Source organism: Geobacillus sp. JS12, assembly GCF_001592395.1.
Taxonomy (GTDB): Bacteria; Bacillota; Bacilli; order Bacillales; family Anoxybacillaceae; genus Geobacillus; species Geobacillus zalihae.
The window spans coordinates 2,773,945-2,799,594 of record NZ_CP014749.1 but is presented as its reverse complement, the minus strand read 5'-3'; the positions used below and the strand labels follow the sequence as shown (position 1 = coordinate 2,799,594).

General features: G+C 53.7%; 20 protein-coding genes and 1 pseudogene. 18 read left to right on the top strand and 3 right to left on the bottom strand.

All coding sequences use genetic code 11. The features are described from left to right. Window positions 1-67: 67 nt before the first annotated feature. From A0V43_RS13745 to A0V43_RS13725, 5 genes are all read left to right on the top strand, one after another. Window positions 68-1,300 carry a CAP domain-containing protein gene (locus A0V43_RS13745; protein WP_063193350.1) on the top strand — a complete coding sequence of 411 codons (1,233 nt, stop codon included), beginning with the start codon at window positions 68-70 and terminating at the stop codon, window positions 1,298-1,300. 238 nt (window positions 1,301-1,538) lie between these two features. Then, entirely contained in the window at window positions 1,539-3,497 is a 1,959-nt protein-coding gene (locus A0V43_RS13740; RefSeq protein WP_015375880.1) for a phosphodiester glycosidase family protein, read from the top strand. Between the two features lie 166 nt (window positions 3,498-3,663). Next, window positions 3,664-4,065: a hypothetical protein gene (locus A0V43_RS13735; RefSeq protein WP_015375879.1), complete on the top strand. Its 402-nt coding sequence runs from the start codon at window positions 3,664-3,666 to the stop codon at window positions 4,063-4,065. Window positions 4,066-4,228: 163 nt separating this feature from the next. Continuing rightward, a complete protein-coding gene (locus A0V43_RS13730) occupies window positions 4,229-4,969 on the top strand; it encodes a hypothetical protein (RefSeq protein ID WP_020753678.1) in 741 nt (246 codons plus the stop codon). 31 nt (window positions 4,970-5,000) lie between these two features. Beyond that, window positions 5,001-6,413 carry a S41 family peptidase gene (locus tag A0V43_RS13725; protein WP_063193349.1) on the top strand — a complete coding sequence of 471 codons (1,413 nt, stop codon included), beginning with the start codon at window positions 5,001-5,003 and terminating at the stop codon, window positions 6,411-6,413. Between the two features lie 173 nt (window positions 6,414-6,586). On the opposite strand, the gene A0V43_RS13720 is transcribed toward A0V43_RS13725, so the two are convergent. After that, window positions 6,587-7,480 (bottom strand): accessory Sec system S-layer assembly protein, encoded by an 894-nt coding sequence (locus tag A0V43_RS13720; protein ID WP_063193348.1) that lies wholly within the window; start codon window positions 7,478-7,480, stop codon window positions 6,587-6,589. 38 nt (window positions 7,481-7,518) lie between these two features. Further along, window positions 7,519-9,912: an accessory Sec system translocase SecA2 gene (secA2, locus tag A0V43_RS13715; RefSeq protein WP_063193347.1), complete on the bottom strand. Its 2,394-nt coding sequence runs from the start codon at window positions 9,910-9,912 to the stop codon at window positions 7,519-7,521. Window positions 9,913-10,180: 268 nt separating this feature from the next. Here secA2 and A0V43_RS13710 point away from each other — a divergent pair, with 268 nt between their 5' ends. From A0V43_RS13710 to A0V43_RS13650, 13 genes and pseudogenes are all read left to right on the top strand, one after another. After that, window positions 10,181-11,263, top strand: coding sequence for a glycosyltransferase family 4 protein (locus A0V43_RS13710; protein ID WP_063193346.1), 1,083 nt, complete (start codon window positions 10,181-10,183; stop codon window positions 11,261-11,263). 234 nt (window positions 11,264-11,497) lie between these two features. Then, window positions 11,498-12,616 (top strand): DegT/DnrJ/EryC1/StrS family aminotransferase, encoded by a 1,119-nt coding sequence (locus A0V43_RS13705; RefSeq protein ID WP_033004666.1) that lies wholly within the window; start codon window positions 11,498-11,500, stop codon window positions 12,614-12,616. Window positions 12,617-12,734: 118 nt separating this feature from the next. Further along, window positions 12,735-13,472 (top strand): GumC domain-containing protein, encoded by a 738-nt coding sequence (locus tag A0V43_RS13700; protein WP_063193874.1) that lies wholly within the window; start codon window positions 12,735-12,737, stop codon window positions 13,470-13,472. Then, window positions 13,469-14,482: a Gfo/Idh/MocA family protein gene (locus A0V43_RS13695; RefSeq protein WP_063193345.1), complete on the top strand. Its 1,014-nt coding sequence runs from the start codon at window positions 13,469-13,471 to the stop codon at window positions 14,480-14,482. Before A0V43_RS13700 ends, A0V43_RS13695 begins: the two co-directional genes overlap by 4 nt. Before the next feature lie 15 nt (window positions 14,483-14,497). Beyond that, a complete protein-coding gene (locus A0V43_RS13690) occupies window positions 14,498-15,811 on the top strand; it encodes a nucleotide sugar dehydrogenase (protein ID WP_063193344.1) in 1,314 nt (437 codons plus the stop codon). A 17-nt stretch (window positions 15,812-15,828) separates the two neighbouring features. Then, window positions 15,829-16,560, top strand: a complete 732-nt coding sequence (locus A0V43_RS13685) for an acyltransferase (RefSeq protein WP_013524679.1) — start codon at window positions 15,829-15,831, stop codon at window positions 16,558-16,560. Window position 16,561: 1 nt separating this feature from the next. Then, window positions 16,562-18,010 carry a lipopolysaccharide biosynthesis protein gene (locus A0V43_RS13680; RefSeq protein ID WP_063193343.1) on the top strand — a complete coding sequence of 483 codons (1,449 nt, stop codon included), beginning with the start codon at window positions 16,562-16,564 and terminating at the stop codon, window positions 18,008-18,010. A gap of 32 nt (window positions 18,011-18,042) precedes the next feature. Beyond that, window positions 18,043-19,100, top strand: a pseudogene (gene wecB / locus A0V43_RS13675) (non-hydrolyzing UDP-N-acetylglucosamine 2-epimerase). Between the two features lie 12 nt (window positions 19,101-19,112). Next, entirely contained in the window at window positions 19,113-20,501 is a 1,389-nt protein-coding gene (locus tag A0V43_RS13670) for an O-antigen polymerase (RefSeq protein ID WP_063193342.1), read from the top strand. Further along, the gene (locus A0V43_RS13665) at window positions 20,502-21,617 is read left to right on the top strand and encodes a glycosyltransferase (RefSeq protein ID WP_015375870.1); all 1,116 of its coding nucleotides are present in this window, start codon (window positions 20,502-20,504) and stop codon (window positions 21,615-21,617) included. It abuts the gene before it with no gap. Then, window positions 21,614-22,693, top strand: coding sequence for a glycosyltransferase (locus A0V43_RS13660; protein ID WP_063193341.1), 1,080 nt, complete (start codon window positions 21,614-21,616; stop codon window positions 22,691-22,693). Before A0V43_RS13665 ends, A0V43_RS13660 begins: the two co-directional genes overlap by 4 nt. Continuing rightward, entirely contained in the window at window positions 22,693-22,959 is a 267-nt protein-coding gene (locus A0V43_RS13655) for a hypothetical protein (protein WP_015375868.1), read from the top strand. Before A0V43_RS13660 ends, A0V43_RS13655 begins: the two co-directional genes overlap by 1 nt. Next, a complete protein-coding gene (locus tag A0V43_RS13650; RefSeq protein ID WP_015375867.1) occupies window positions 22,956-24,212 on the top strand; it encodes a glycosyltransferase family 4 protein in 1,257 nt (418 codons plus the stop codon). The genes A0V43_RS13655 and A0V43_RS13650 overlap by 4 nt, the downstream gene beginning before the upstream one ends. 106 nt (window positions 24,213-24,318) lie before the next feature. Here the strand turns inward: A0V43_RS13650 and A0V43_RS13645 are convergent, their stop codons facing one another. Further along, complete coding sequence (locus A0V43_RS13645; protein WP_015375866.1) at window positions 24,319-25,650, bottom strand: SpoIID/LytB domain-containing protein; 1,332 nt, start codon at window positions 25,648-25,650, stop codon at window positions 24,319-24,321.

The following is a 25,650-nucleotide window of genomic DNA, read 5'->3' as shown; positions in this document are numbered from 1 at the left end:
TTCTCTTTTCTTTTGATGGAAAGGCATCTATGATGAAAGAAAAAGAGAAAGGAAGGAGCGGACGGAAGTGAGAAAATGGGTGCAGACGGCGGCAATCGGAATGCTGTTGGCTGCGGCCGGATGGCTTTGGATGCCGAGTTCATCAATGGTCAAGGCGGAGGATTGCGGGGAGCTTGTCGGAACGGAAAAAGTGTGGTGGGACGGCGTTGAACTGAAGCCCGGGCAAATCGGCCGGTTGACGGTCACAGCGCCGACAGAGCTATGGTTGTCGAACAAAGCAGTGAAGACGCTGCCAAGCGGCGCGGTGTATCGCGTGTACGCGCTAGGCGGCGGGTATTTCGAGGTCGGCCGAGGATATGCGATTAAGAACGATGCCCGCGTCCGCTATGAAACGCCGTCAAAAGAGAAGTTGGCCGCTGCTTTATGCGTGCAGCAGGCGAAGGCAAACATGGCGGATGTCACGATGAACGGGGTGGCGATCGGCGACTCGCGCGCCAAGGTCGAAGCAATGTACGGCAAGGCGAAGCGGAAGACGAAAAACGCCTACGGCCTATATTGGGAGGCGTATGATCAGGGCGGTTACAAAAACTTTTTGATGGTGAGCTATGACCGTGATCGGGTGGCGGCGATGTACACGAATCAGCCGATTGTCCAAACGAAAAAAGGAACGGGCATCGGAACGGCGAAAACGGTGGTGGAATCGCTGTACGGCCGGCCGCTTGCGGTGATTCAAAAAAAAGATGGCCTTTACAGCATCCAAAATGATGAATATGATACGTATCTTGTCAACGGCCGCTACGTCACCTTCTTTTATGACCGGTACAACAACAACCGGGTGGATGGCGTGCTTGTCGTCAATCGGGCGCTCGAGGATGAAAAACCCGGGTTTTACGGAACGGCGACGGAGGAGCTGCGCACGGCCTATGAATATCAAATTTTTGATTTAGCAAACGCGGCGCGCCGCTTGCACGGGCTTTCGGCGCTCGCGTGGGATGCGAAGGCGGCGGCGGCCGCCCGTGAACATAGCGAAGATATGGCGGTCCATCACTACTTCTCTCATACGAACTTGCAAGGCCTGTCGCCGTTTGACCGCCTGAAGCGCCATGGCATCGCTTATCGCGTGGCGGGAGAGAACATCGCCTACGGACAATACGATGCGATTTTTGTCCATGAAGCGTGGATGCACTCGCTCGGTCATCGGCAAAACCTTTTATATCCGGACTTTACCCGCCTCGGCGTTGGGGTGGCGTTCAATTCATTTCATCAACCCTACTACTCTCAAGAGTTTTATACTCCGTGACCGCGGATGATGTTTTCGCTTCTACAGAGCGTCCCAACCTTGCTGGGACGTTCTTTTTTTTTTCTGTGAAAATAATGAATCCATGAGCGGTTATTTTCATGCTTGGGTGGCGAGTAAAAGCTTACTCATGGATGTTTTTTGACTAAATAAATGGAAAAGGGTTCCCCTTTTTGTAGAAGTTTGTCGTATAATAGAATCAGTGTCAACAAAATGATAGAAAGAGAGGAAAATAGGACCAGTGGGAAAAGCGAAGAACATCATCCGCATTGGGATCGGGGCGGTGTTGGCCGCATGGACGGCGCTGCAGGCGGCAGAAGCGGATGCCGGAGCGAATGTCGTCTACTGGGAAGGCATGCGCCTCGTGCAGGGGCAGATTGGAAAATTGGAGATCGTGAAACCGATTAACCTATGGAAACGGGAAAACGGGGCGCTGACGTTTGTCCGCGTGTTGCAGCCTGGAGAACAGTACCGGGTGTATTCGTATGACGAAGCGTTTGGCGGCCAATACGGGGTTGGCGGTGGATATTACGTCACCAATATCAAAGGGCATGTCGTGTATAAAACGCCGTCAAAGGAGAAGCTGAAGCTTGTCAATCCTGGGCGGTACGGAGCGAAACAACTGGCGGTCGGCACGGTGGTAAAGGAGGTGTCGACGCGCATCGCCTCCGGGGTGGAAAAAGAGGAAATGGAAATCGTCGGAACGCGCGGCAAGCAGCATGTGTACAAGCTTGACATCGATACGTCGAATGAGAGGCTGGCTATTGAGACGGCGCTGTCCAATGATCAAGTGCTTGGCATTGAACCGGTGCTTGAGCAGGCAAAACGGTACGATGGCCGCGACGGAATCGTACTGGCGGCGGTGAACGGCGATTATTTCAAAGAGGATGGTTCGCCGACCGATTTGATGGTGCACCGGGGAGAGATCGTGATGACGAATACAACGCCAACGGCGGAACGGACGATTTTTGGCATCAGTGCTGATGGGAAGCCGATGATTGGAAACCCAGATGTTCAAATTGGCGTTCGAATTGGAGAAGGAGGCTCATATCCCGTCGATGGCATCAACAAGCCGCGGCGCGCTCATCAGTTGATTTTGTACACCCCGTATTTCGCTGCCTCCACGAAAACGAACGCTCTTGGGACGGAAGTCGTGCTGACGAATGTACAAGGGGTGTTGAACGGGAATGGAACGGTCACCGGAACGGTGAAGAAAGTTGTAGTCGGTCAAGGCAATGAACCGCTCCAACCTGGAGAGCTCGTGCTATCGGGCCACGGCCGGGCGAGCGACTATTTGCGGCAGGCGAAAGAAGGGGATGCGGTGGAAATTTCCCTTCAGTATGACCAGCCCGAATGGAGTGGGGTGAGAGAAGCGCTTGGCGGCCGATACCGGTTGGTGGCGGATGGACAGGCGCAATCGTTTGCGATTGCTGGGGTGCATCCTCGCACAGCTGTCGGCATTGACCGCAACGGCAACGTCATGCTCGTCGTTGTCGATGGCCGCCAGCCTGCTCATAGCCAAGGCATGACGTTGAATGAGCTGGCCAAACTGATGCATGAGCTTGGCGCCGTCGATGCGATGACGCTCGATGGCGGCGGTTCTTCGACCTTTGTCGTCCGCCAGCCAAACGGGCAGCTCAAAGTCGAAAACAAGCCGTCTGATGGATTTGCGCGTCCGGTGGCGAATGCGCTTCTTGTTGTGTACAAAGAGACGCAAGAGAACGGGGAAAGCGAAGAAGTGCTTGATGATTTTGAGAACGAGTTGAAGTGGAATGCATCGGGCGTCAACTATGTGGGGGCTGCGGTCGAGCGGACGACAGAAAAGGTGAGAGAAGGAAAGCAGGCGCTGAAAATTTCATACGATTTCCGCGGGATGCCAGGGACATCCGGCGTCTATGCTAGTCGGGAGAAAGCGATTTGGATTTCGAAACGGCCGCAAGCGATTGGCATGTGGGTGTATGGAGACGGAAGCGGCCATTGGCTGCGCGCCCAGCTGCAGGATGGAAGCGGGCGCCGCATTTGGATCGATTTTGCCCGCCATGTCGATTGGATCGGTTGGAAATATGTCGAAGCCGCTGTGCCCAGCGATGTCGCGCTTCCGCTCATGCTGGAGATGCCGGTGCGTTATATGGAAACGGATATCGGACGGAAAAACGCCGGAGCGATTTACATCGACGGCCTTCGCGCCATCTTCCGCTGATGGGCGCGCCTCCCCTGCTTGCCTAGAAGAGGGAATGAACAAGGGATGTTGCTCACTAATCGAGAAAGTCCTTGCATGCTGTTCTTCTAGGCATTTGCATTTCTCTGAAAAGTATTGTATATATTAGAAAATGGGCGGATAGGCAAACCACAAGGGAGGCAAAAGTTTGACGATGGACGAGCAAACATTGTTGGAGCAGTTGCGGAAAAATCCGCCGAAGCTGGTCGGAGGATATAAAAAACAAGGATGGGCGATCAAAGTGTTGGAGCGAATCGCCAATCCGGATGTGGAAGACGAAGGGGACGGCCGGGTGACGGCCAAAGCGGTGCTGTGGGCGCAAGACGGCACGTATTACCCGGCTTTTTTGACAATTGACCTCAATCAACAAGGAAGAGTCGTCGGCGTCTATTTTATCGCTGAAAACAAGGAGCAGTTCGATTTGATTCCGTTCGAATGGGCGAAAGAGTTTCTTGGCAAGCCAGAGCAGGAAATCGTTCCGTTTCGCTACCGGACGCTGAGCAAAATCGACGGCGACAAGCAGCAAACTCATTGGCCGGACTTTCGTTGATCAAGGCTGGCTCTGACAGTCAAAAAGGTGGCTGAAGAGTCGGCCTTATTTTATGCTTTGAAGGGCTTACGTTCGATTTTTTTCAGAACATATTTTCATTTTGTTTCTTTTCCAGTAAAATTGAAATACATGTTTCCTATTTTTATAGATAGCAGGTGAGAGCGTGAGGAGAAAACGGAGAAAAGCATTTTCCATCATCGGATGGCTGGCGGTGTTTTGGTTGTCGTTTTCGCTGTTGGCTATTCAGGCGGAAGCGGCCCCGTTCCCAAGTGTGGAGCGGCTTGAACAGCATGCCGCCCAGCTTGAGCGGGCGATGAAAGCGGATCAATGGTCCAAGCCGTACCGTCTCTTCAACCAAGTCAAACGCGATTATGAGGCGGCAAAAAAAGAAGTGGCGCGCGTGCGTCCACAAACGGCAAGGGCGCAGTTGGAAAAACGGATCGCGGCCGGAGAACAGACGATGAAAAAGGCTTCCGCCTATATCAGCGCGGTCGAAAGCGGGGAGCGATTGCGCGCCTTGACGGCCAACGTCGACCGGGCGCTGCGGACGGGGGATGTGGATGTTGTGTACGATTCCTACGGTCCGCTGGAATATCAAATTCGCAAAACAGCGATTCTCATCGGCCGCGTTCCGGGAGCGTCGCTGCGCGAAAAGATGGAAGGATGGTTTCAACGCCCGGCTTTGGCTGTCAAGCTGCGTGCCTATGATCCCATCAATATTATGAAAGCCATGGACAAGCTGCTTGATGCGTATGATGAAGGGGATATCGCGCGGGCGGAGCGGTTGCTGTCGCTTTGCGACCGGTGGCTGCCAAACGTGGTGGATGCGGCGACGCGCAAGCAGCTGGCGGTGTATATCGATGATTTTAAAGCGCCGGTTGTCTTAGATGTCGATATCGAATAAACCGGCGCATGTCGGGAGAGGAGAGACGGATATGAATGTGATTCAGCGATGGGCGGCGGCTCTTCTATTGCTTGCGGCTTCATTTTCGGTTTGGAGTCCGCCGGCGGAGGCGGCCACGGCTCCGGCGTCAACGAAGGTGCTCGAAGAAGTGCGGGAGTTGGTTCGTCAGTATTATGTTGAACCCGTAAGCGATCGAGTGTTGAAAGCCAGCACCCCGCAAGATATTGTCAAACAGCTTGACCCGTATTCTGCCTATATGACAAAGGAAGAATACGAGGAATTTTTGAAGTGGATCGATATGGAGTCTGTCGGCATCGGTGTGATGATTGAGGAAGATGAGGACGGCGTCCACATCATGTCTGTCTTGGACAATGGGCCAGCCGCCCGCGCCGGACTGCAGCCGGGCGATGTGATTCAGGCTGTTGATGGGCAGCCGGTAACGAATGAGACAATGGAAAAAGTATTGAGCTTGATCGCAGGGGAAGAAGGAACGACGGTGGCCGTAACCGTTTGGCGGCCGTCGACCGAGGAAACCGTCAGCGTCACCATCAAGCGGGAAAAAATCGACTGGCCGAACGTGGAGTTCAAACGGCTGGCAGGGAATATCGGCTATATTCAGCTATATAGTTTTGATGAGACAGCGCCTGGTGAGATCGAACGCGCCATTCGCTCGTTAAGCGGGGTGAAAGGGTGGATTTTTGACCTCCGCGACAATCCGGGGGGATATGTAGAAACGGCGCAGCAAATCGCCGGCTTTTTCCCAAATGTGAAACAGGCGTTTCAGTTGCGCGACCGTTCGAATCACCCAGAAGTGTATGCCGCTGTCAAACAGCCGGTGCAAATGGCGGGTCCGATCCGGCTGCTTGTCAACGCGTCGAGCGCGAGCGCGTCGGAAATGTTGGCGGCGGCGGTGAAGGAGCAAAAGGCGGCCGTTTTGTATGGGCAACGGACGTTTGGCAAAGGATCGATGCAGGAAATGTTTGAGCTGTCGGACGGCAGCATGTTGAAGTTGACCGTCGCCCACTTTTTCTCGCCAAAAGGGACGCCGATTCATCACGTTGGGGTGAAGCCGGATGTGCCGACGGTTGTCGGTAAAGAGCTGTATGCCGCTCACCGCGATTTGCTGATTGGCCAGCTGAAAGGGTATCAGTCGCTCGGCAAGCTGCGCAATGCGCCGGTCGATAAGACGTTTGTCGTCCGCTTCTCTCGTCCGCTCGCCAATACCGCGGTAAGCGGAGTAAAATTGTATCAATTAGGTGGACAGGAAGCGGCGGTGACGGCGCAAATCCGCCGGGGGACGGAGCTTTTGATCAAACCGACAGCGAAGCTGGCCAAAGGGCAGAGCTATTTATTGGTCATTCCGCCGGTGTTAAAAAGCAAAGACGGTGTGGCGATGAAAAAAGGCGCTTACATGGAGATTCAAACCGCTGCTTCTGCGAAATAAGGCCCTCCCGTCCAGATGCGTTGGATAGCCGTCTGCTCTTGATGGTGCAAAGTTCGGCTGCTTCGACTAAGGCTCGGCTGACAACGGGAGCGCGGTCGTTTTGAACGGAACGATGCAAAGAAAGCTGGCCTCCATCGGTCGTTTGGCGACCATGGAGGCCAGCTTTTTGCAGGTTACTCGTCGCTTGATTGCGTTTCTTGATTTTCGCTCTGTGCCGTGGAGGATGGGATTGTCACCTTCCAGGACGTCCAATCCGGTTCTGCTTTGTGCAGCAATTCCGGTGGGAAGAGGAACGTCCATGGTTTGCTGGTGTGGGCTTTCACTTCCAGATGGCACGGAAATAATCCGCGGGCGACCATGTCGCCAGCATGATCCCGCACTTCAAGCGGGATTTGTTCAAAATGGATATGTTTGTCGCTGCCGTTGCGAATGAGCAACGTGACGGCTAGTTCACCGGAAGGCAGCTGTTTCGCTTCAATGCCCATGAAGTTCACCTCCCCGGGAGCGGGAGGCGGAACCGAGTCAACGAGGGCTTGCAGCTGTTGGCGCTGCTTGGCCGACAGCGCCTGCTCCCAGCTTTCCTCTAGGTCGAGCCGATGCCGCGGTGTCAGTTCAAAGGCGATCTTCCATCCATCTTGAGGCAACTGATCGACGAGCTTGTCCTCGGCGGCGAACAAAAACCGCCACGGGCGGGCCGTCATCGGCGGCAGCTCGCCGAAAGCGCTCATATCAAACTCTTTACGGGCGATCGCCGTGCCATCCTCGTCAAGCAGCAACAGGCGGATTCGTTCAAAGCGAACCGGCTTCGGCAGCGTGTTGCGCAAAATGGCGACAGCGACAAACCCATCGTTGTATTCGACCAGCTTGACGCCGGAAATGGAAATTTGGTTTGGCTGAAGCGGCGGCAGCTGTTCGTGGTAAAAGCGATAGACGTACGTTTCCTCTGGAGACAGCTGCCAGTCCGGATGAAACGACAGCGTCGTTTTCGTTCCGCCCTCCGGCTGTTCGACATGCTGCGCCGGCAGCTCGGCCTCCGGTTGCGTGCGTTGTTTTCGTCGGAAAATCATAGGGAACCTCCTTTACGAGGCGGCGTGTTGCGCCGCGGTTATGGTTCGTTCGCGGCAGCGGCCGCTTCGTCATCGATGACAAACTGGCTTTTCAAATAGTTCATGGCTGTGGTGCAAATGCCGGCGTCGATCGCTTGCTGCAGCGCGACGAATTCGCGGTAGGCGTCCATTTCAAAGGCGCGGTACGGATCCTCTTGGCCGTAGCTGCGCAAATGAATCCCCTCTTTCAATACATTCAGTTGATTTAAGTGGCGAATCCAGTGGGCGTCGATGGTTTCGACCATCAAATGCTTAAGCCGCATCGTTTGTTCTTCGTCGCACGGAAGATCGGCGAGCGCCGCTTCAAGCGATTTGTATTCGTCCCAAACAAGTTGGGCGATTTCTTCTTTTTGCTTATGGCGAAGATCATCAATCGGATAGACAAATTGGAAAAAGGCACGGCGCAACTCGTTGTGCAGTCCTTCGATGTTCCACTCTTCAAAAAAGACGTTTTCTGGACAATAACGGTCGATCGTTTGCGTGATATAACGCTGAATGTGTCGAAGGAGCTCGGACAGCACCTCTGCTTGCTTCAGCGCCAAAACGCGGTCGCGCATATGGTAGATGACTTTGCTTTGTTGGTCAATCACAGTGTCCAGTTTCAATAAATGCAAACGCGCTGAATAATGGGCGTTTTCGATCGTTGTTTGCACTTTTTGGACGAACTTGATCGGGTCGGGCGACACGATGAGCCCGGTTTCATCCGTCTTGACTTTGCTTTTCCATTTTTTCAATTCATCTTGATCATACAAGCGGAATAAATCGTCGTCGAGCGAAATGATAAACTGGGAAGACCCCGGATCCCCTTGGCGTCCTGCCCGGCCGCGCAGCTGCATATCAATGCGATGGCTTTCATGCCGCTCTGTGCCGATGATGTGCAGCCCGCCAAGTTCCTTGACGCCTTCTCCAAGCAAAATGTCGGTCCCGCGCCCGGCCATATTGGTTGCGATCATCACTTGCCCTTTTTGCCCAGCGGTCGCGATGATGCGCGCTTCTTCTTCCTCCGTTTTGGCATTGAGCAGGTGGTGAGAGATGCCTGCTTTCGAAAACGCTGCTGACAACCGTTCCGACTGTGCGACCGATGTCGTGCCGATGAGAACGGGACGGCCGATGGCATTCATTTTTTTCACTTCGTCAATAATTTTCCGTACTTTCGCCTCGTACGTCTGGTAGACGAGGTCGTCCCAGTCGGTGCGGCGGGATGGCCGGTTGGTCGGAATCGTAACGACGCGCAGCCGGTACGTTTGCCAAAATTCTTCTTTCGACGGCGTAGCGCTGCCGGTCATCCCGGCTAGCTTCTCATACATGCGAAAATAGTTTTGGATCGTAATCGTTGCTTGGATGTCGTTTTCTTCGGTGATTTCCACACCTTCTTTCGCTTCAATCGCTTGATGCAGGCCGTCGCTGAACGAGCGCCCTTCCATCACCCGGCCGGTGAACGGGTCAACGATCATCACTTTGCCGTTTTTGACGATGTAATCGACATCCCGCCGCATGATAAACCAAGCGCGCAGCGACTGCATCGCATGATGGAGCAGCACGTGATGCTCCCAGTCGTATAGATTGTCGATGCCAAACGCCCGCTCGATTTTTTGCGCCCCTTCTTCGGTGAGGAAAATTTGTTTCGTCTCCAAAGACCGTTCATACTCTTTTCCTTCTTCAAAGGTGCGGACGATGCGCGCCATAATCGGGAACAATTCGGCTCCGATTCCCGATTTATTGGCGATAATGAGCGGGGTGCGCGCTTCGTCGATTAAAATGCTGTCGATTTCATCGATGATGGCGTAATACAGCGGGCGCTGCACTTTATCTTCGAGGCGGTGCACCATGTTGTCGCGCAAATAATCAAAGCCGAACTCGGTGCCGGTGCCGTACGTGATATCGGCCGCGTACGCTTCTTTTTTCTCGCTGGCCGTCATTTGCGACACATTCAGGCCGACGGTTAAGCCGAGAAAGCGGAACACACGGCCCATTTGTTCGCAGTCCCGGCGCGCCAAATATTCGTTGGCTGTAATAATGTGGACGCCTTTTCCAAGGAGGGCGTGCAAGTAGCTTGGCAAAGTGGCCGCCAATGTCTTTCCTTCCCCGGTCTGCATTTCGGCGATGTTTCCTTCATGCATCGCCAATCCGCCCATCAGTTGCACGTCGTAATGGCGCAGACCGAGCACGCGCCGCGCCGCCTCCCGGACGACGGCAAACGCCTCGGTTTTGATGTCATCGAGCGTCTCACCGCGTTCGAGCCGTTCTTTGAAGGCAACCGTTTTTTGGCGCAGTTGTTCATTGCTCAGCGAAGAAATGGTTGGTTCCCATTCATTGATTTGCGCCGCCAGCTTGGCAAGACGCTGCACGTCTCGCGCGCTTTCGTCAAATAGTTGCTTTACTTTTGCAAACATATGTCCATTCCTCTCCTAGACAGGCATGATTCACACCAAGTGCTCTAAAACCTAATTATAGCACAAGATGTTTCCTGTGGAGGGAGGATGTAAAATGTGGAATCGTCCGCCGGATTGGCGCTCGGAGCTTCTCGCGGCAAGGGAAAAAGAAATTTTCCATCCTTGGGGACAAAAAAGGGGTGTAAAAAAAGATTGATTTACTCATCGTATATGGTAACATAAAGATGATGTGTGTTTCCGCGATTTTATAAGGCCAAGGTGATTGCATATGAATATGGAAGCATTTGCCGCATGTTTGGCTTCGTTTATCACAGTATTGGTCATCACCCCGTTCGTGATCAAGCTCGCCATCAAAATTGGCGCGGTCGATCGGCCGAACGGGAGAAAAGTGCATACAAAAGTCATGCCAAGGCTTGGCGGATTGGCCATTTTTATCGGTGTCGCCGTCGGCTATTTTGTCGGCGGGGTGTATAAAGAGCAAGTGACGGGGATGACGGTCGGCGCCATCATCATCGTGCTCGTCGGGATGCTCGACGATTTGTACGAGCTGTCGCCAAAAGTGAAGCTGGCCGGCCAGCTGCTGGCGGCGTTCGTCGTTGTTGCTTCCGGGCTGAAGGTTGATCTTTTGACCGTTCCGTTTGTCGGCACGTTTGAGTTGGGGCTGTGGAGCTACCCGATCACGATATTTTGGATTGTCGCGATTACGAACGCCATCAACTTGATCGATGGATTGGATGGATTGTCCGCGGGCATTTCCGCCATTGGGATTGCGGCCATTGCCGTTATGGCGGGCATGGCGGGCAAAATGCTCATTTTCACGCTCTGCTTGATCATCTTGGGCAGCGTCATCGCTTTCTTGTTTTACAACTTCCACCCGGCGAAAATTTTCATGGGGGATACCGGCGCGTTGTTTTTAGGATATGCGATTTCCGTCCTGTCGGTGCTAGGGCTTTACAAAAGCGTGACGCTCTTCAGCTTCGTCGTTCCGGTGATCATTTTGGGTGTGCCGATTTTCGATACGACATTTGCCATTATTCGCCGCATTGTGAATAAAAAGCCGATCTCGGCGCCGGATAAGTCGCATCTTCATCATCGGCTGCTGGCCCTTGGCTTTTCGCATCGCAACACGGTGCTGCTCATTTATGCGTTTGGCTTGATGTTTGCCATCAGCGCGATTTTGTTCTCCGCCTCGACGTTATGGCAGTCCATTCTCATCGTCTTTGCCTTGATCGTCTTCGGGGAACTGCTGGCTGAACTGATCGGCTTGGTCAATGATCAGTACAAGCCGTTTATGACCTTTATTCGCAAGCTGCTTCGGGGAAGCCGAAAAGTATACGGAAATGACCGATAAATAGCAAATGGGCCGTTTGTGTCATGAAAGGGACAAACGGCTTTTTTCAGGAATGGCCCGTCTTTGGAAAATTATACCCTTCTTTTTCGTTGTTTATGCAGCTTCTTCCGTTCCTTCGCTGATTTTTTTGCGGCAAGGCCAAGATTGCCACAAAACTGTCATTATATATTGACGCAAATGTGATAAACTAAACATGTTTATTCTATATATTTTTTGGATTTGGAGGAACTTGCGATGAATGTGCCAATGTTGGATTTGAGCGAACAGTATGAACAATTGAAGCCGGAGATCATGCGCGTATTGGATGAAGTGATGCGCTCCTCCCGCTTTATTTTAGGGGATTATGTCAAAAAGCTAGAAGCAGATATTGCCGCCTACAGCCGGGCTAGACATGGGATCGGCTGCGGCAACGGAAGCGATGCGATACATATTGCTTTGCAAGCGGCCGGCGTCGGGCCGGGCGATGAAGTCATCACGACGGCGTTCACCTTTTTCGCGACGGCAGGATCGATTGCGCGGGCCGGCGCCAAACCGGTGTTTGTCGATATCGATCCGGTGACGTTCAACATCGATCCAGCGAAAATTGAAGCGGCGGTGACGGAGAAGACGAAAGCCATCATCCCGGTGCATTTGTACGGGCAAATGGCGGATATGGAGGCGATTGCCGCGATTGCCAACCGGCACGGATTGGCGGTCATTGAGGACGCCGCCCAGGCGATCGGCGCGAAATACAACGGGAAATGCGTTGGCGAGCTTGGGACGGCGGCGACGTACAGCTTCTTCCCGACGAAAAACTTGGGCGCCTACGGAGATGGCGGCATGATCATTACGAATGATGACGAACTGGCCGAAAAATGCCGGGTCATCCGCGTCCATGGCAGCAAGCCGAAATATTACCATCATGTACTTGGCTACAACAGCCGCCTCGATGAGATGCAAGCGGCGATTTTAAGCGTCAAATTCCCGCATCTGGATCGGTGGACGGAACAGCGGCGCAAGCATGCGGCGACGTATACGCGCCTGCTCGAGGAGGCGGTCGGCGACCTTGTTGTGACGCCGAAAGAAGTCGACGGGCGCTATCATGTGTTCCATCAATACACGATTCGAGCGCCGAAGCGCGACGAGCTGCAAGCGTTTTTGAAAGAACAGGGGATCGCGACGATGGTGTACTATCCGCTGCCGCTGCATTTGCAGCCGGTGTTTGCTTCGCTCGGGTATAAGGAAGGGCAGTTGCCGGAGGCGGAAAAAGCGGCGAAAGAAGCGCTGTCGCTGCCGATGTTCCCAGAGCTGAAAGAGGAGCAGCAACAGTACGTCGTGGAGAAAATTGCGGAATTTTACCGTCATTTCGCTTGATCGTCCAACCGGCCAAAGGAAACGTCACTTGCGCACAGCAATGGCGTTTTCTTTGGCGTTGGATCATTTGTTTTGTTCACAACACTTTGTTATTTTATGATAAGGGATGGTGGCCGGATTGACGGCGGAAAAACGACCGTTTGTGCTATACGAATATTTGCGCTTTTTTTGGCAACGAAAATGGTGGTTTCTTGTCGTTCCGCTTGCGACGATCGTGTTGACCGTCATCGCAGGGCGGCTTTTGCTGCAGGGGGAGAAGTATACGGGGAAAGCTGTCGTGTTTACCGGATCGATTGACGTAAAAGAGTTGACGGATCCGAAAAATATAGAAGCGAAGTTTCCAGATGTGAAAAACTTGGATGTCGTCGTTCCTGAAGAACAGTACGTGCAAATCACGGTCAAAGGCGACGATGAACAAGACGTGAGTCGAGAATTGAAGCTTGTTGTGTCGGAATACAGCCAGGGGCTCAAGCGCCATTCGCAAGAGCGGATTGATGTCACCACGAAATACTTGCATGCGCTGGAAGAACGGGAGCGCGCCTTGCAGCAAAAAGTCGATTATTATAGCGAACAAATACAGTCGGGCCGCTTGAATCCGGAACAGCTCAATGACATCAGCGACTTGTTGGTTGAGTCGGAAAACAACTTGACTGAAGTGATGGAGCGTGTCAATCGCATCCGCGGCAATCTTGTCTTTTACGAAAAACCGGCCGTATTGTCGGAAACGGTGGCGAAATCGAAAACGTATACGGGGCAGCTGATGGCCGTCGGCCTTGTCCTCGGCCTGTTTTTGACGGTCGTTTGGCTCGTGCTTTGGAAGTATATATTGGACGCGAGGAGGTACTATTCTTCATGATCCGTTTTGCCATTGTCGGCATGGGGCATATCGCCAAAAAACATATCGATGCCATTGAAAAGGCGGACGGCGCCGAGCTGGCGGCCGTGTGCGACACGAATCCGGAACGTTTGCGCGACGTGTCGGATGTTTCGGTTTACACTGATATGGAGACGATGTTGAAGGAGAACGAACAGATCGATGTCGTCAACATTTGCGTTCCGTCTGGATTGCACGCGCGGCTGGCCAAGCTGGCGGCCCGCTATCGTCGTCATATCATTGTGGAAAAACCGATGGCGCTCCGTGTGAGCGACGCCGAAGAGATGATCCGCGCGGCGAAAGAAAGCGGCGTGAAGCTCGCGGTCGTTCATCCGAACCGCTTCCGTCCAGCGATTCGGAAGCTGAAAGAGGCGATGGAGCGCGGGATGTTCGGAAAACTGAGCCATGCGAACGCCACGGTGCGCTGGAATCGAAATCAAGCCTATTATGATCAGGCGGCGTGGCGGGGGACGAAAGAGTTTGACGGCGGCGTCTTGATGAATCAAGCCATTCACAATTTGGATTTGCTGCTTTGGCTGATGGGGCCGGTCAAGGCGGTGCAAGCGATGGCGGCGACTCGTCTGCGCAAGATTGAGACGGAAGACGTCGCGGCGGCGGTCGTCGAGTTTGAAAGCGGGGCGCTTGGCGTCATTGAGGCAGCGACGACGATTTATCCGCAAAACTTGGAGGAATCGATCGCCATTTTCGGTGAAACGGCATCGGTGAAAATCGGCGGCCGGACGGCCAACTTTATCGAAACGTGGGAAGCGGAAGGCGTCAGCGAGGAAGAACGGGCAAAGCTCATCGATGAGATCAACGCCGACCCGTTTGGCAAGCCGGGGCACCAATGGATCATTGAAGATATGGTGCAAGCGATTCGCGAAGACCGCGAGCCGATCGTCACGGGTTTGGATGGATTGGCTCCTGTTCGGCTGATCGAAGCGATTTTGCATTCGGCGGAAACGGGGACAAGAGTGCAACTATCTGAGTAGAAAGGAATGAGAGGAATGAACTACGCGGAACGGCTGTTGCAAAAATTTGAGAAACGCGACGCGGTCATCGGCGTGGTCGGGCTTGGCTACGTCGGGTTGCCGCTGGCAGTCGAAAAAGCAAAAGCAGGGTTTCATGTCATTGGCTTTGACATCCAACAAAGCCGCGTCGATCAAGTGAACAATGGGATCAACTACATCGGCGATGTCGTCGATGAAGATTTGCATGAGATGGTCAAACAAGGGCGGCTTGTGGCGACGACCGATTACGCCCGGATCGCGGAAGTCGATGCCGTGGCGATCGCGGTGCCGACCCCGCTCGATGAGCATCATCAGCCGGATACGTCCTACGTCGAAAACTCGGCGAAGGAAATCGCTAAATACGCCCATGAAGGGATGCTTGTCGTGTTGGAATCGACCACCTATCCAGGTACGACGGAAGAAATCGTGAAACCGGCGCTGGAGAAAAAAGGGCTCGTCGTCGGGGAGACGGTGTTCGTCGCCTATTCGCCGGAGCGGGTTGACCCGGGCAACAAGCAGTTTAAGACGAAAAATACGCCGAAAGTCGTCGGCGGCGTGACAAAGACGTGCACGAAAGTGGCGGCGGCCATGTATCGCGCCGTGCTTGAAGGCGATGTACACGAAGTGTCGAGTCCGGCGGTGGCGGAAATGGAGAAAATTTTTGAAAATACGTTCCGCCATATCAACATTGCGTTGGCGAACGAAATGGCCATTTTGTGCGAACGGATGGGCATTGATGTCTGGGAAGTCATCGATGCAGCGAAAACGAAGCCGTACGGATTTATGGCGTTTTATCCGGGGCCGGGGCTTGGCGGCCATTGCATTCCAATCGACCCGTTTTATTTGACATGGAAGGCGCGCGAATACAACTACCATACGCGCTTGATCGAGCTGGCCGGAGAAATCAACAACGCCATGCCGGAATATGTCGTCAACCGCGTGATGCTCATTTTAAACGAAGAAGGCAAGGCGCTGCGCGGTTCGAAAGTGACGGTGCTCGGCGTCGCCTACAAAAAAGACATTGATGATGTGCGCGAATCGCCAGTGTTGAAAATCGTCGAGCTGCTCGAGCAATACGGAGCGGAATTTGCGGTCGTCGACCCGTATGTTCCGTCGTTCCGGGCGTGCAACCGGGTGATTGAGACGGTCGAGCTGACGCCGGAACTGCTTGCGCAGTCAGATCTTGTCTTGATTACGACGGACCATTCCAACATCGACTATGAAATGGTCGCTCGTCACAGCCGGGTCGTGTTTGACACACGCAACGCCATGAAAGATGTGTCGAAACCGGCCAAATACGTCAAATTGTAAGCGAAGGAGACGAAACCATGAACGTTGTCGATCCCTCTGTTGTTTGCGGTGAACGTGTCGAAATCGGCCATTTCACGGTCATCGAGGCGAATGTCAAAATCGGAAACGACGTTAAAATCGGACATCGCGTCACGATTCACGAAGGAACCGTCATCGGCGACGGCGTGACGATCGCCGACGGAGCGGTGCTCGGCAAACCGCCGAAGCCGGCGAAAACGAGCACCGTCAAGCTGTCGGGCGAGCTGCCGCCGCTTGTCATCGGCGATCATTGCACGATCGGCGCCAACGCTGTCATCTATCGAGGAGCAGTGATCGGCGCCTACACATTGATCGCTGATTTGGCGAGCGTGCGCGAAAACGTGCACATCGGCCAATATGTGATCGTCGGGCGCGGGGTGTGCGTCGAAAACCACGTCCAAATCGGCGATCGGACGAAAATCCAGTCGAACTCCTACATCACGGCCTACACAACGCTCGAAGACCATGTGTTCATTGCTCCGTGCGTCACGACGACCAATGACAACTACATGGGGCGGACGGAAGAACGGTTCGCCAAAATCAAAGGGGCGACCGTCAAGCGCGGGGCGCGCGTTGGAGGCGGAGCGATTTTGCTGCCGGGCGTGACGGTGGCGGAAGAGACGTTTGTCGCCGCTGGGGCGCTTGTGACGAAAGATACGGAACCGAGGACGGTCGTGAAAGGATTCCCGGCGCGCTTCAGCAAAATGGTCGACGAGCGGGAGTTGTTATAAATTGTTCTCGGCATTCAAGCGTTTAGGAGCGGACTCGCTCCTTTACGCGTTTATGAACGTCGGCACGAAGCTGATTGCCTTTTTGATGCTGCCGATTTATACAAGTTATTTGTCCAAGGCGCAGTACGGGGCGGTCTACTTGATCGACCAATGGACGTCGATGCTAACGTTTCTCGTCATTTTCGGTACAGATTCGGCGCTCTCTTTTTACTATTACGACACGGACGACAAAGAGAAGCGCCTTTTGTATGTGCGCAACGTCATGTACTTCCGGCTGTTTGTCGTCGCCATCTTATTTTTGGCTGTCGTTTTGGCCGGTCCGTGGATCGCAGGCGCGCTGTTTCAAGAGCCTCGCTATGTCGATTTGCTGTACATCAGTATCGCGACGTTGCTGCTCGATACGATTTTCGTCATGGCGACGACGGTGCTGCGGTTTGAATTTCAGACGAAAAAAGTCGTGATTTGGACGCTCGTGAAAATGCTGCTTGTCGCTGTGCTGTCGTATGCGGCGCTCCGGTGGTTCGCGGCGACGCCGGAAGGGCTGCTCATCGGCCGGCTCGTGAGCAGCGCGCTCGTGTTTTTGTTGATGTTGCATTTGACCGTCAAGTATATGGTGTGGCGCGTGCGCTTTGACGTGTTAAAGGAGCTGCTTGCCTACGCCGCCCCGCTCGTGCCGACTTCGCTCGCCTTTTGGGTGATCGCCAACGTCAGCACGTTTTTCATCCAACGGTTTGCGTCGTTGGAGGAAGTCGGGGTGTTTGGGGTTGCCTTGCGTCTCGCGACCGTGATCACGCTCATCACGAGCGGCGTGCAGATGGCGTGGCGTCCGTATTCGATGTCGATGAAAGACCGGCCGGAAAGCCGTGCGCTGTTTGCGAAAGTGTATATGGCGCTTTTGCTCATTGGAGCGTTTGGGCTGCTTTTGATCGCCACGGCGAGCCCGTGGCTTGTGGGAACCTTTTTCAAACCGGAATATCGCGATGCAGCGTCCTATATCCCGTTTTTATCGGCCGTCACGTTTTTGAACTTTTATTATCTGATTGTTTCCACCGGCTTGTTTTTGACAAAGGAAACCGGCTATATTTCGCGGGTGTTCACGCTAGCGGCGCTTTTTCACCTTGCGTTGAACGCCGTGTTGGTGCCGCTTTGGCTCAGCTGGGGGGCGATCGCGGCCAGCCTCATGACGTATATGGTCGCCGTGGCTTTCATTTTTCGCAAAAGCCAGCAAGTGTATCCTGTGCCAGTGTCATGGAAAAAGATGGCTTTGGTTTTGGTCGGCACATTGCTCGCCCTCATCGTCATCGTCTACGTTCAGCAGGCGCCGCTTGCTGACGGCTGGGTGCTCGCTGGTTGGGGCTTGTTTGCCGCCACGCTCTTTGCCAGCCGGGTTGATCGTGATTTGCGCCGTCCGGTGCGCACGATCGAGGGCGAAAATGCGCAAAATACTTGATAACCGCTCATCTGATCTAGGAGGTGTTTCGGATGAAAATCGCCACCGTGTTAGGCGCCAGACCGCAGTTTATCAAGGCTGCCCCGTCTCGCGCGTCTTGCGAAAACAATATACCGAAGTGCTGATCCATACCGGGCAGCACTATGACCCGAATATGTCGGCCATTTTTTTTGAGGAGTTGAACATTCCGACGCCTGACTACTATCTTGGGGTGGGTTCAGGCAGCCATGGAAAGCAAACGGGCGAAATGCTGATGAAAATTGAAGAAATTGTCATGCAGGAAAAACCGGATTATGTGCTCGTCTATGGCGATACGAACTCGACGCTCGCGGGCGCTCTTGTCGCAGCGAAGCTCCATATTCCCGTCATCCACGTCGAAGCCGGACTGCGCAGCTTCAACAAGCAGATGCCGGAAGAAATCAACCGCATCATGACCGATCATGTCTCTGAGCTCTTATTTTGTCCAACGGAGACGGCCGTGGAAAATTTACGAAAAGAAAATATTACGCGAAACGTCTGGAATGTCGGCGACGTCATGTATGACGCCATTTTGTACAACAAGGAGCTCGCACAGCGCCAATCGACGATTTTGGCTGATTTGTCGCTGGCGGAACAATCCTACTACTTGATCACCATTCACCGAGCGGAAAATACCGATGACCCCGACAAATTGAAAGCCATTTTGGCTGCTTTTCGGGATATTGACGGAACGAAAGTGTGGCCGATTCATCCCCGGACGCGGCATAAGCTTGAAGAGTACGGCTTGGACGCTTCGGCGATTCCAGGGCTTCGGCTGATCGATCCGGTCGGTTATTTGGACATGCTTCGGTTAGAGAGCGGCGCGAAAAAAATCATCACTGATTCAGGAGGCGTGCAAAAGGAGGCGTATTTCTTGCGCGTGCCTTGCGTGACGGTGCGCGAACAAACCGAATGGGTGGAAACGCTCGAAGGCGGGGCGAACATCTTAACCGGCACGGACCGCGAGAAGATCGTCGCGGCGGTTCACAAGGAAGTCGCCCCTGTTTATGTGGACGTCTTTGGCGATGGGCATGCGGCGGAGAAAATCGTGGCGGCGATCGGACAGCGATAAGGGTGCGTCGGCATGTTGGACGTGTTGATTGGGTTGATGGTTCTTGTCGCCTCCACCTTGATGTTTCGCTATGCAGCGGGGACGCTTTCATTGACGGCGCCGAATCTCGTGTCGATTGTGTACTATTACTCGTTCCTTCTGTCAAGCTTCATCGGCGCGCTGCTGATCGCCTTGGGGATGGACGATTACTACATGATTCGCAAGCTGTTTCGGCCTGAGGAATACCGGCAGATTGGATTTGCTGTCGTATGCTTTGTCATGATCGTGTTCCCGCTGTCGATGGTGGTCGTTTCAAGGCTGTGCGGATTTGAAGCGAGGCAGGAGTTTCGCGCCTATTTGCAAAAGCCGCTTTCTCCGTTGGCTGGAGCGACGGGCAGCCAAGTGTTTTATGCGTTTTTGGCGCTGTCGCTGCTCAGTTTTGCCGCCATTGCATATATGATTTGGAAAACGCCGACGATTCCGGTGTTTGCGCTCTTGACAGGGACGGATGAGAGCTTGGCTGCGTTGCGTGTTGAGGCGTCGCGCCATTTTGCCGGAAACGTGCTCGTTCGCAATATTTTTGCCATTACGCTCACGCCGCTTTTGTCGTTTATCGCTTATTTGTTTGCCGAGCTGACGCACGAGTGGCGGTGGAAGCTGCTGTTTATCTGTCTGTTTGTCGGGGCGGTGTTCGTCAATGTGTATGATTTGGCCAAATCGCCGATTTTCTTTTACGTGATGATGTTTTTGCTGATTCGCATCTACATTGGAAAAACAAGGCTGTCGGCGGCGAAATTGGCGTTGTATGGGGGAGTGGGGGCGGCGGTGCTCGTCGGCATGTACATCGTCATTCAAGGGGTGCAAGATGTTGCGACCTTTTTGTCTTACAACAAAGGCCCGATCGGCCGCATGATTTTGGCGCAAATCGCGCCGACGTTTCTTCATTTGAATTTGTTCGGCGAAGCGCTGCCATTTCTTTATGGAAAAAGCTTGCCCTCGATTTTAACAGGGTTGTTTGACGTCGAGAATGTCCGCTCCGCCCGCCTCGTGATGGCGCACGTGTTCCCAGAGCGGATTGAAGACGGGACAGGGGGAGTGTTGAACACCCTTTTTGTCGCTGAGGCGTATGCCAATTTCGGTTATGTGGGGATCGTCATCGGCACGCTGTATGTCGGTGTCGTGACGCAGCTGTTGTATATTGGGTTTCTACGGCTGCCAAAAAATCCTTTGTTTTTAAGTTTGTTCGTTTATTTTTCCATTAACATCCCCCGCACGCTCGTCGGTGGGTTCACCGATTTTTTGTTCAATCCGACCTGGGTGCTGCTCGTGGCATTGTTTGGCGGAATGGCGTTGTGGCTGCGGGTGCAGGGGGATTTACGGGCATGGTTTGCAACGAAAAGGCGAATCACTGATGAGGGATGAATGATGAAAACCGTATTGATTTATTACCCGTTTTCACTCGCCGCGGAACGAAACAGCGGGTCAAAGCTGCGGCCGTATGAAATGCATCAAGCGTTTTTGCGCTGGGGAGCGAAAGAGGGAGTGGACGTTCTTCTGATCGCCGGCACGTCAGCCGAGCGGGAGAAGCAATTTCAAGAGCTCCGCAGCCAAGGCAAGCTCGATGATGTCTGGTTTTGCTATATGGAAAACCAGACGATTCCGCTTTGGCTCACGGACCCAGGACACCGGCCGCAACGTCCGTTCGTCGACCGAGACGTTCTCCGCTACTTGAAAGCCCGCAATGTTCCGATCGGCGTCTTTTACCGCGACGTCTATTGGAAGTTTCCTGATTTGTATCCGCTCCGCGGTTGGAAAAAAACGGCCATGCAAATGATGTACCGTTGGGAAGAACGGTTTTACGAGCGGTACTGCGATGTCATCTTTTTGCCGAGCCTCGAAATGGGAACATACGTCGCGATCCGCCGCCCGATGGTCGATTTGCCGCCGGGTGGGAAGCAAAAGCCGTTTCAGCGGTTCGGGACGGCGAAACAGCCGCTGAATGCCATTTATGTTGGCGGCATCAACAATGCCGACTATGGGCTTTTGCTCCTGCTTGAGGCGATTCGCTTGGCCAACCGCCGCAAGCCGCTTGTTTCGCTCACCGTCGTCTGCCGAAAAGACGAGTACGAGCGGCAGCCGCTTGCGGTGAAAGAAGAGCTTGCCGCCTTGCAAGTGCGCGTCGAGCACGTCAGCGGCGAAGCGCTCGACCGTTTGTATGCGGAGATGGATTTCGCCTTCATCCCGCGGCGGCGGAGCGAGTACAATGATTTTTCCGTTCCCGTCAAGCTGGTTGACTATCTGTCGAGCGGCCTGCCGATTGTCGCCACCGCTTGCTCAGCGCAAAAGCGGTTGATTGAAGCGGATGGGTACGGCGTCATTTGCGACGACAACCCGTCGTCGATGGCAGAAGCGATCGCCAAGATGGCCGACATGCTCGAGGAGTGCCGCTTGCGCATTGCGCAGACGTTTATGGCGAAACATTCGTGGGAAGCGAGAGTGGAAAAGGTGAAAGAAACGTTGGTGGGGGGCCTCCGATGAAAGTCGCCTTATTGGCTCCAAGCAAATCGATCCATACGCATAAGTGGGCCCGCTTTTACCAAACGCAAGGCATTGATGTGAAAGTCGTGACGTTTAAAGACCATTACGGGCCGGAGCAAGCGAAAGAAGTCGAGACAGTCGTGCTGCCGAAATGGCTGCCGGGGAAGTTGTCGTATTTTTCCACTGTCTTTTCATTAAAGCGGCTGCTCGCTTCGTTTCAACCAGATATTTTGCACGCCCATTATGCCTCCAGCTACGGGTTGATCGGGGCGCTTGCTTCGTATCATCCGTTTTACGTCTCCGTCTGGGGGCGCGACGTGTATCAGTTTCCGAATGCCAATCGTTGGAACCGACGGATGCTTGAATATACATTCCAGCGTGCGGATGTCATTTGTTCGACAAGCCATGTGATGGCGAAAGAAACCGGAAAGTATACGGACAAACCGATCGAAGTGACGCCGTTTGGTGTTGATGTCGCCCGCTTCAAACCGTTGCCGAAACAGCCGAAACGGACCGTGACGATCGGCACGGTGAAAGCTCTTTCCGACAAGTACGGGATCGCCGATTTGATTTGGGCGTTTGCCATTGTGCACGAGCGGCATCCGCAAACGGAGCTGTTGATCGTCGGCGACGGGCCGCAGCGGAGCGAATACGAGGAGCTGTGCGCCCGCCTCGGCATCCAATCCGTGACGACGTTTGCCGGCAAAGTTCCGAACGAACAAGTGCCGCTGTATATCAATCAAATGGATATTTTCGCCGTGCCTTCGACGGAAGACAGCGAAAGTTTTGGCGTTGCCGCCGTCGAGGCGATGGCGTGCGGCGTTCCCGTTGTCGTCTCCAACGTCGGCGGGCTGCCGGAAGTCGTTCGTGAGGGAACAACGGGGTTGATCGTGCCGAAAAACAGTCCGGAAAAGCTGGCGGAGGCGTTCGAACGGCTGCTGCTTGATGAGAGGCTGCGGCAACGAATGGGGGAAAACGGCGTCAACCATGTCCATGAACATTACGATTGGACGGAAAATGCGATGCGTATGATCCGATTGTATGAACAAACGTTGAAAGGCGGTGGAGGGAGTTGATGAGGAACAAAGCCGTCATGTCAGCCGCCGCGGTTGGTGCTCGTTTGTTGCCGAAAGCGGAGGCGAAGTCGCGAAGCCGGCGGCTTTCCGTTGGCAAGCTCATGATGACCGTCGGTTCGCGGCAACGATTATCCATCCAAGGACAGCGGGACGATGCCAGGGGGGCGTTTCCCCTTTTCCACGCCTCGTTTGCGCTCGCCTCTTGGCGCTCGAAATGGAACGTTCGTTTGCGATTTTTTGGGAAAGTGGTGTGGAGCGGGCCATGAGGATCATGTACCTATGCCAACACTTCCCGCCGGAAACAGGCGCACCGCAAATTCGTGTGTATGAGGTGAGCAAAGAGCTGATCAAACGGGGGCATCAAGTGGAAGTGCTCACGGCGTTCCCGCATCATCCGCACGGCGTCATCCCCAAGCCATACCGCGGCCTGTTTTATTTGTTCGAACAATGGGACGGCATTCCCGTTCATCGGACATGGATTTATCCGTCGCCAAAGGGGAGCTTTTGGAAACGGCTCGCTTCGTATTTTTCGTTTACGTTCAGCTCGTTTTATTCGCTGCTTGTGAAAGCGAAGCCGACGGATGTGATCATTTGCAATTCCCCGCCGTTGTTTTTAGGGATCACCGGGTACGTGGGCGCGAAGTTGAAACGGGCGAAGTTTGTTTTCAACGTCGCCGACATTTGGCCGGAATCGGCCGTTGAGCTCGGCATTTTGAAAAATCGGCTGTTCATCCGAATGGCCAGATGGCTCGAGCTGTTTTTATACCGGAAGGCGTGGAAAATCGCCGCCGCGACGGAAGGCATTCGCGATTATATGATTGAGCAAGGGAAAGCGCCCGAGGATGTCTTTTTATTGCCGAACGGCGTCAACACGGATGTGTTTCGCCCGTTGCCGAAAAACAAGAAGCTGCTCGCGGAATTAGGGCTCGAAGGAAAAGTGGTGTTTACGTACGCCGGAACGATGGGATACGCCCAAGGGCTCGATTCGGTGCTGCGGGCGGCGGCCATCGTCAAAGCGAAAGATGAACGGGCGCATTTCCTGTTTGTCGGCGACGGCCAAGAGCGGGAAAAGCTGATGGCGTTAAAAGAAGAGCTCGGCCTTGACAATGTGACGTTTTACGGATCCGTTCCGGTTGAGAAGATGCCGGAGATTTTCTCCATCACCGATTACAGCATCGTTTCGCTGCGCAACATCGATTTGTTTAAAGGAGCAAGGCCGTCGAAAATTTTCCCGGCGATCGCCACCGGAACCCCGGTGCTGTATTGCGGCGAAGGGGAGAGCGCAGAGATTTTAGAAACATACCATTGCGGAAAAATCGCTCCTCCAGAAAATCCCGAACAGATCGCCGCGGCGGTTCTCGAGCTGCTTTGCCTTCCGAGAGAGGAATACGAAAAGATGGCGGAAAATGGGCGCAAGTTGGCGGTGGAGCAATACTCATGGATTCGCATTGTCGACGATTTGCTTCACGCCCTTGGCGATGAAACAAAACGTGAATCCGTCAGATGGACAGAAAAATAGAAAAAGAAGAAAGGGCGTTCCGCTCACAAAGAAGGACGCCCTTTTTTGTTCCCGCGTGATGCCGAGGTGGAGAGCAAAATCCCGTATGACATCATGGACTCTGTCGCTAGAACGAGACTTCAGCACCGGGGAAGTAGTGTTCTAAAATTTGCTCCGCCGTCCATCCGCGCTCGGCGAATGCTTTTGCTCCGTATTGGCTCATGCCGACCCGGTGCCCCCAGCCTTTTCCCGTGACGGTGATCGAGCTGACCCCTGACGGCGAGGCGGAAAGCGGCATGATGCCATCCGTTGTTTGTACTTTGATTCCTTCGACGCCGGCGAGCGAAACCGTTCCGTTCTCTGTTTGGACAGAATAAGATGACAAGGAAGAGGCGGCGATGCTGCCGTTCGTCGTTTGAATCGACACGGATGGACCGCTTTTTTGCACTTGAATGTCGAACCAGTTGGACGGCAAGATGCCGTAAAATTGATTGCCGTCTAGCGGGAACAGTTTGCGGATGGTCGTTTCATTGCCTTTCACCGTTTTTTCGCCGGCCGAGGTTTCAATCGTGACGGCCCCCACTTCCCCGTTCGCGCCGGTTTTGGTGATCGAGACGTCGTATAAAACAACCGATGGATCGGTGAGCCCGAACGAACGCAGCAGCACAGACGGGGAGAAGGTGAACGACCAACGGCTGTACGGCGATGATTCATACGGGTCATCGACGCTCGCCAAATATGGGTAGGCGGTTTGCGACGAGTTCCAGACGTCGCTTACGTTGGCGGTTCTGCCGCCGCTTGTCGAGTGGTAATACGTTTCAATGACACTGCCATTATATTTAAGATACAATCCTCTTGTCGCATCCACTGCCTCGTTCGATCGGGGAGATTCTCCATCATATCCTTTATACGTCTGTGTGTTTGGATTGGTCGTCAAACTTGTTTTATGTTTATAGGCATAGTTTCGGGCTGCAATGGCTTGCGCCTTCAGCGCCTCAAGCGGCCAAGAGGCAGGCATCTCGCTCGGCACGACTCCTTTTAAATAATCTTCCATATCTAAAATATTGACAGCATACAAGGCGCTGTTTTGCAGGCGAATGTCGACGCTTCCCCGATACCGCGTTTGGTTCACCTTGACAAGGGACAACGGCGCCGCGCCGATCGTTTCTTGAATAGTAAATCCGGTGCTTGAAAAATCCGTCTTTCCATTGTACGTGACAAACACGGTCGAAGAGGAAGACCGAAATGTCAGATTTGTCCCGCTTGGCAACGGGGTGATCGTCAACGTCTCTTTATTGACGATTTGATAGTTTCCTTCGACGGCGGCTGTCACCGATGCCCCTTTATATAAAAGGACTTGCACGGGATTGTTGTACGTTTTCACCCCAGCGGCGTTCGAGGCGGAAGGAGAGGTGATGAGCCAAAACAGGACGACGGCCAACCACGCTAGTTTTTTCAC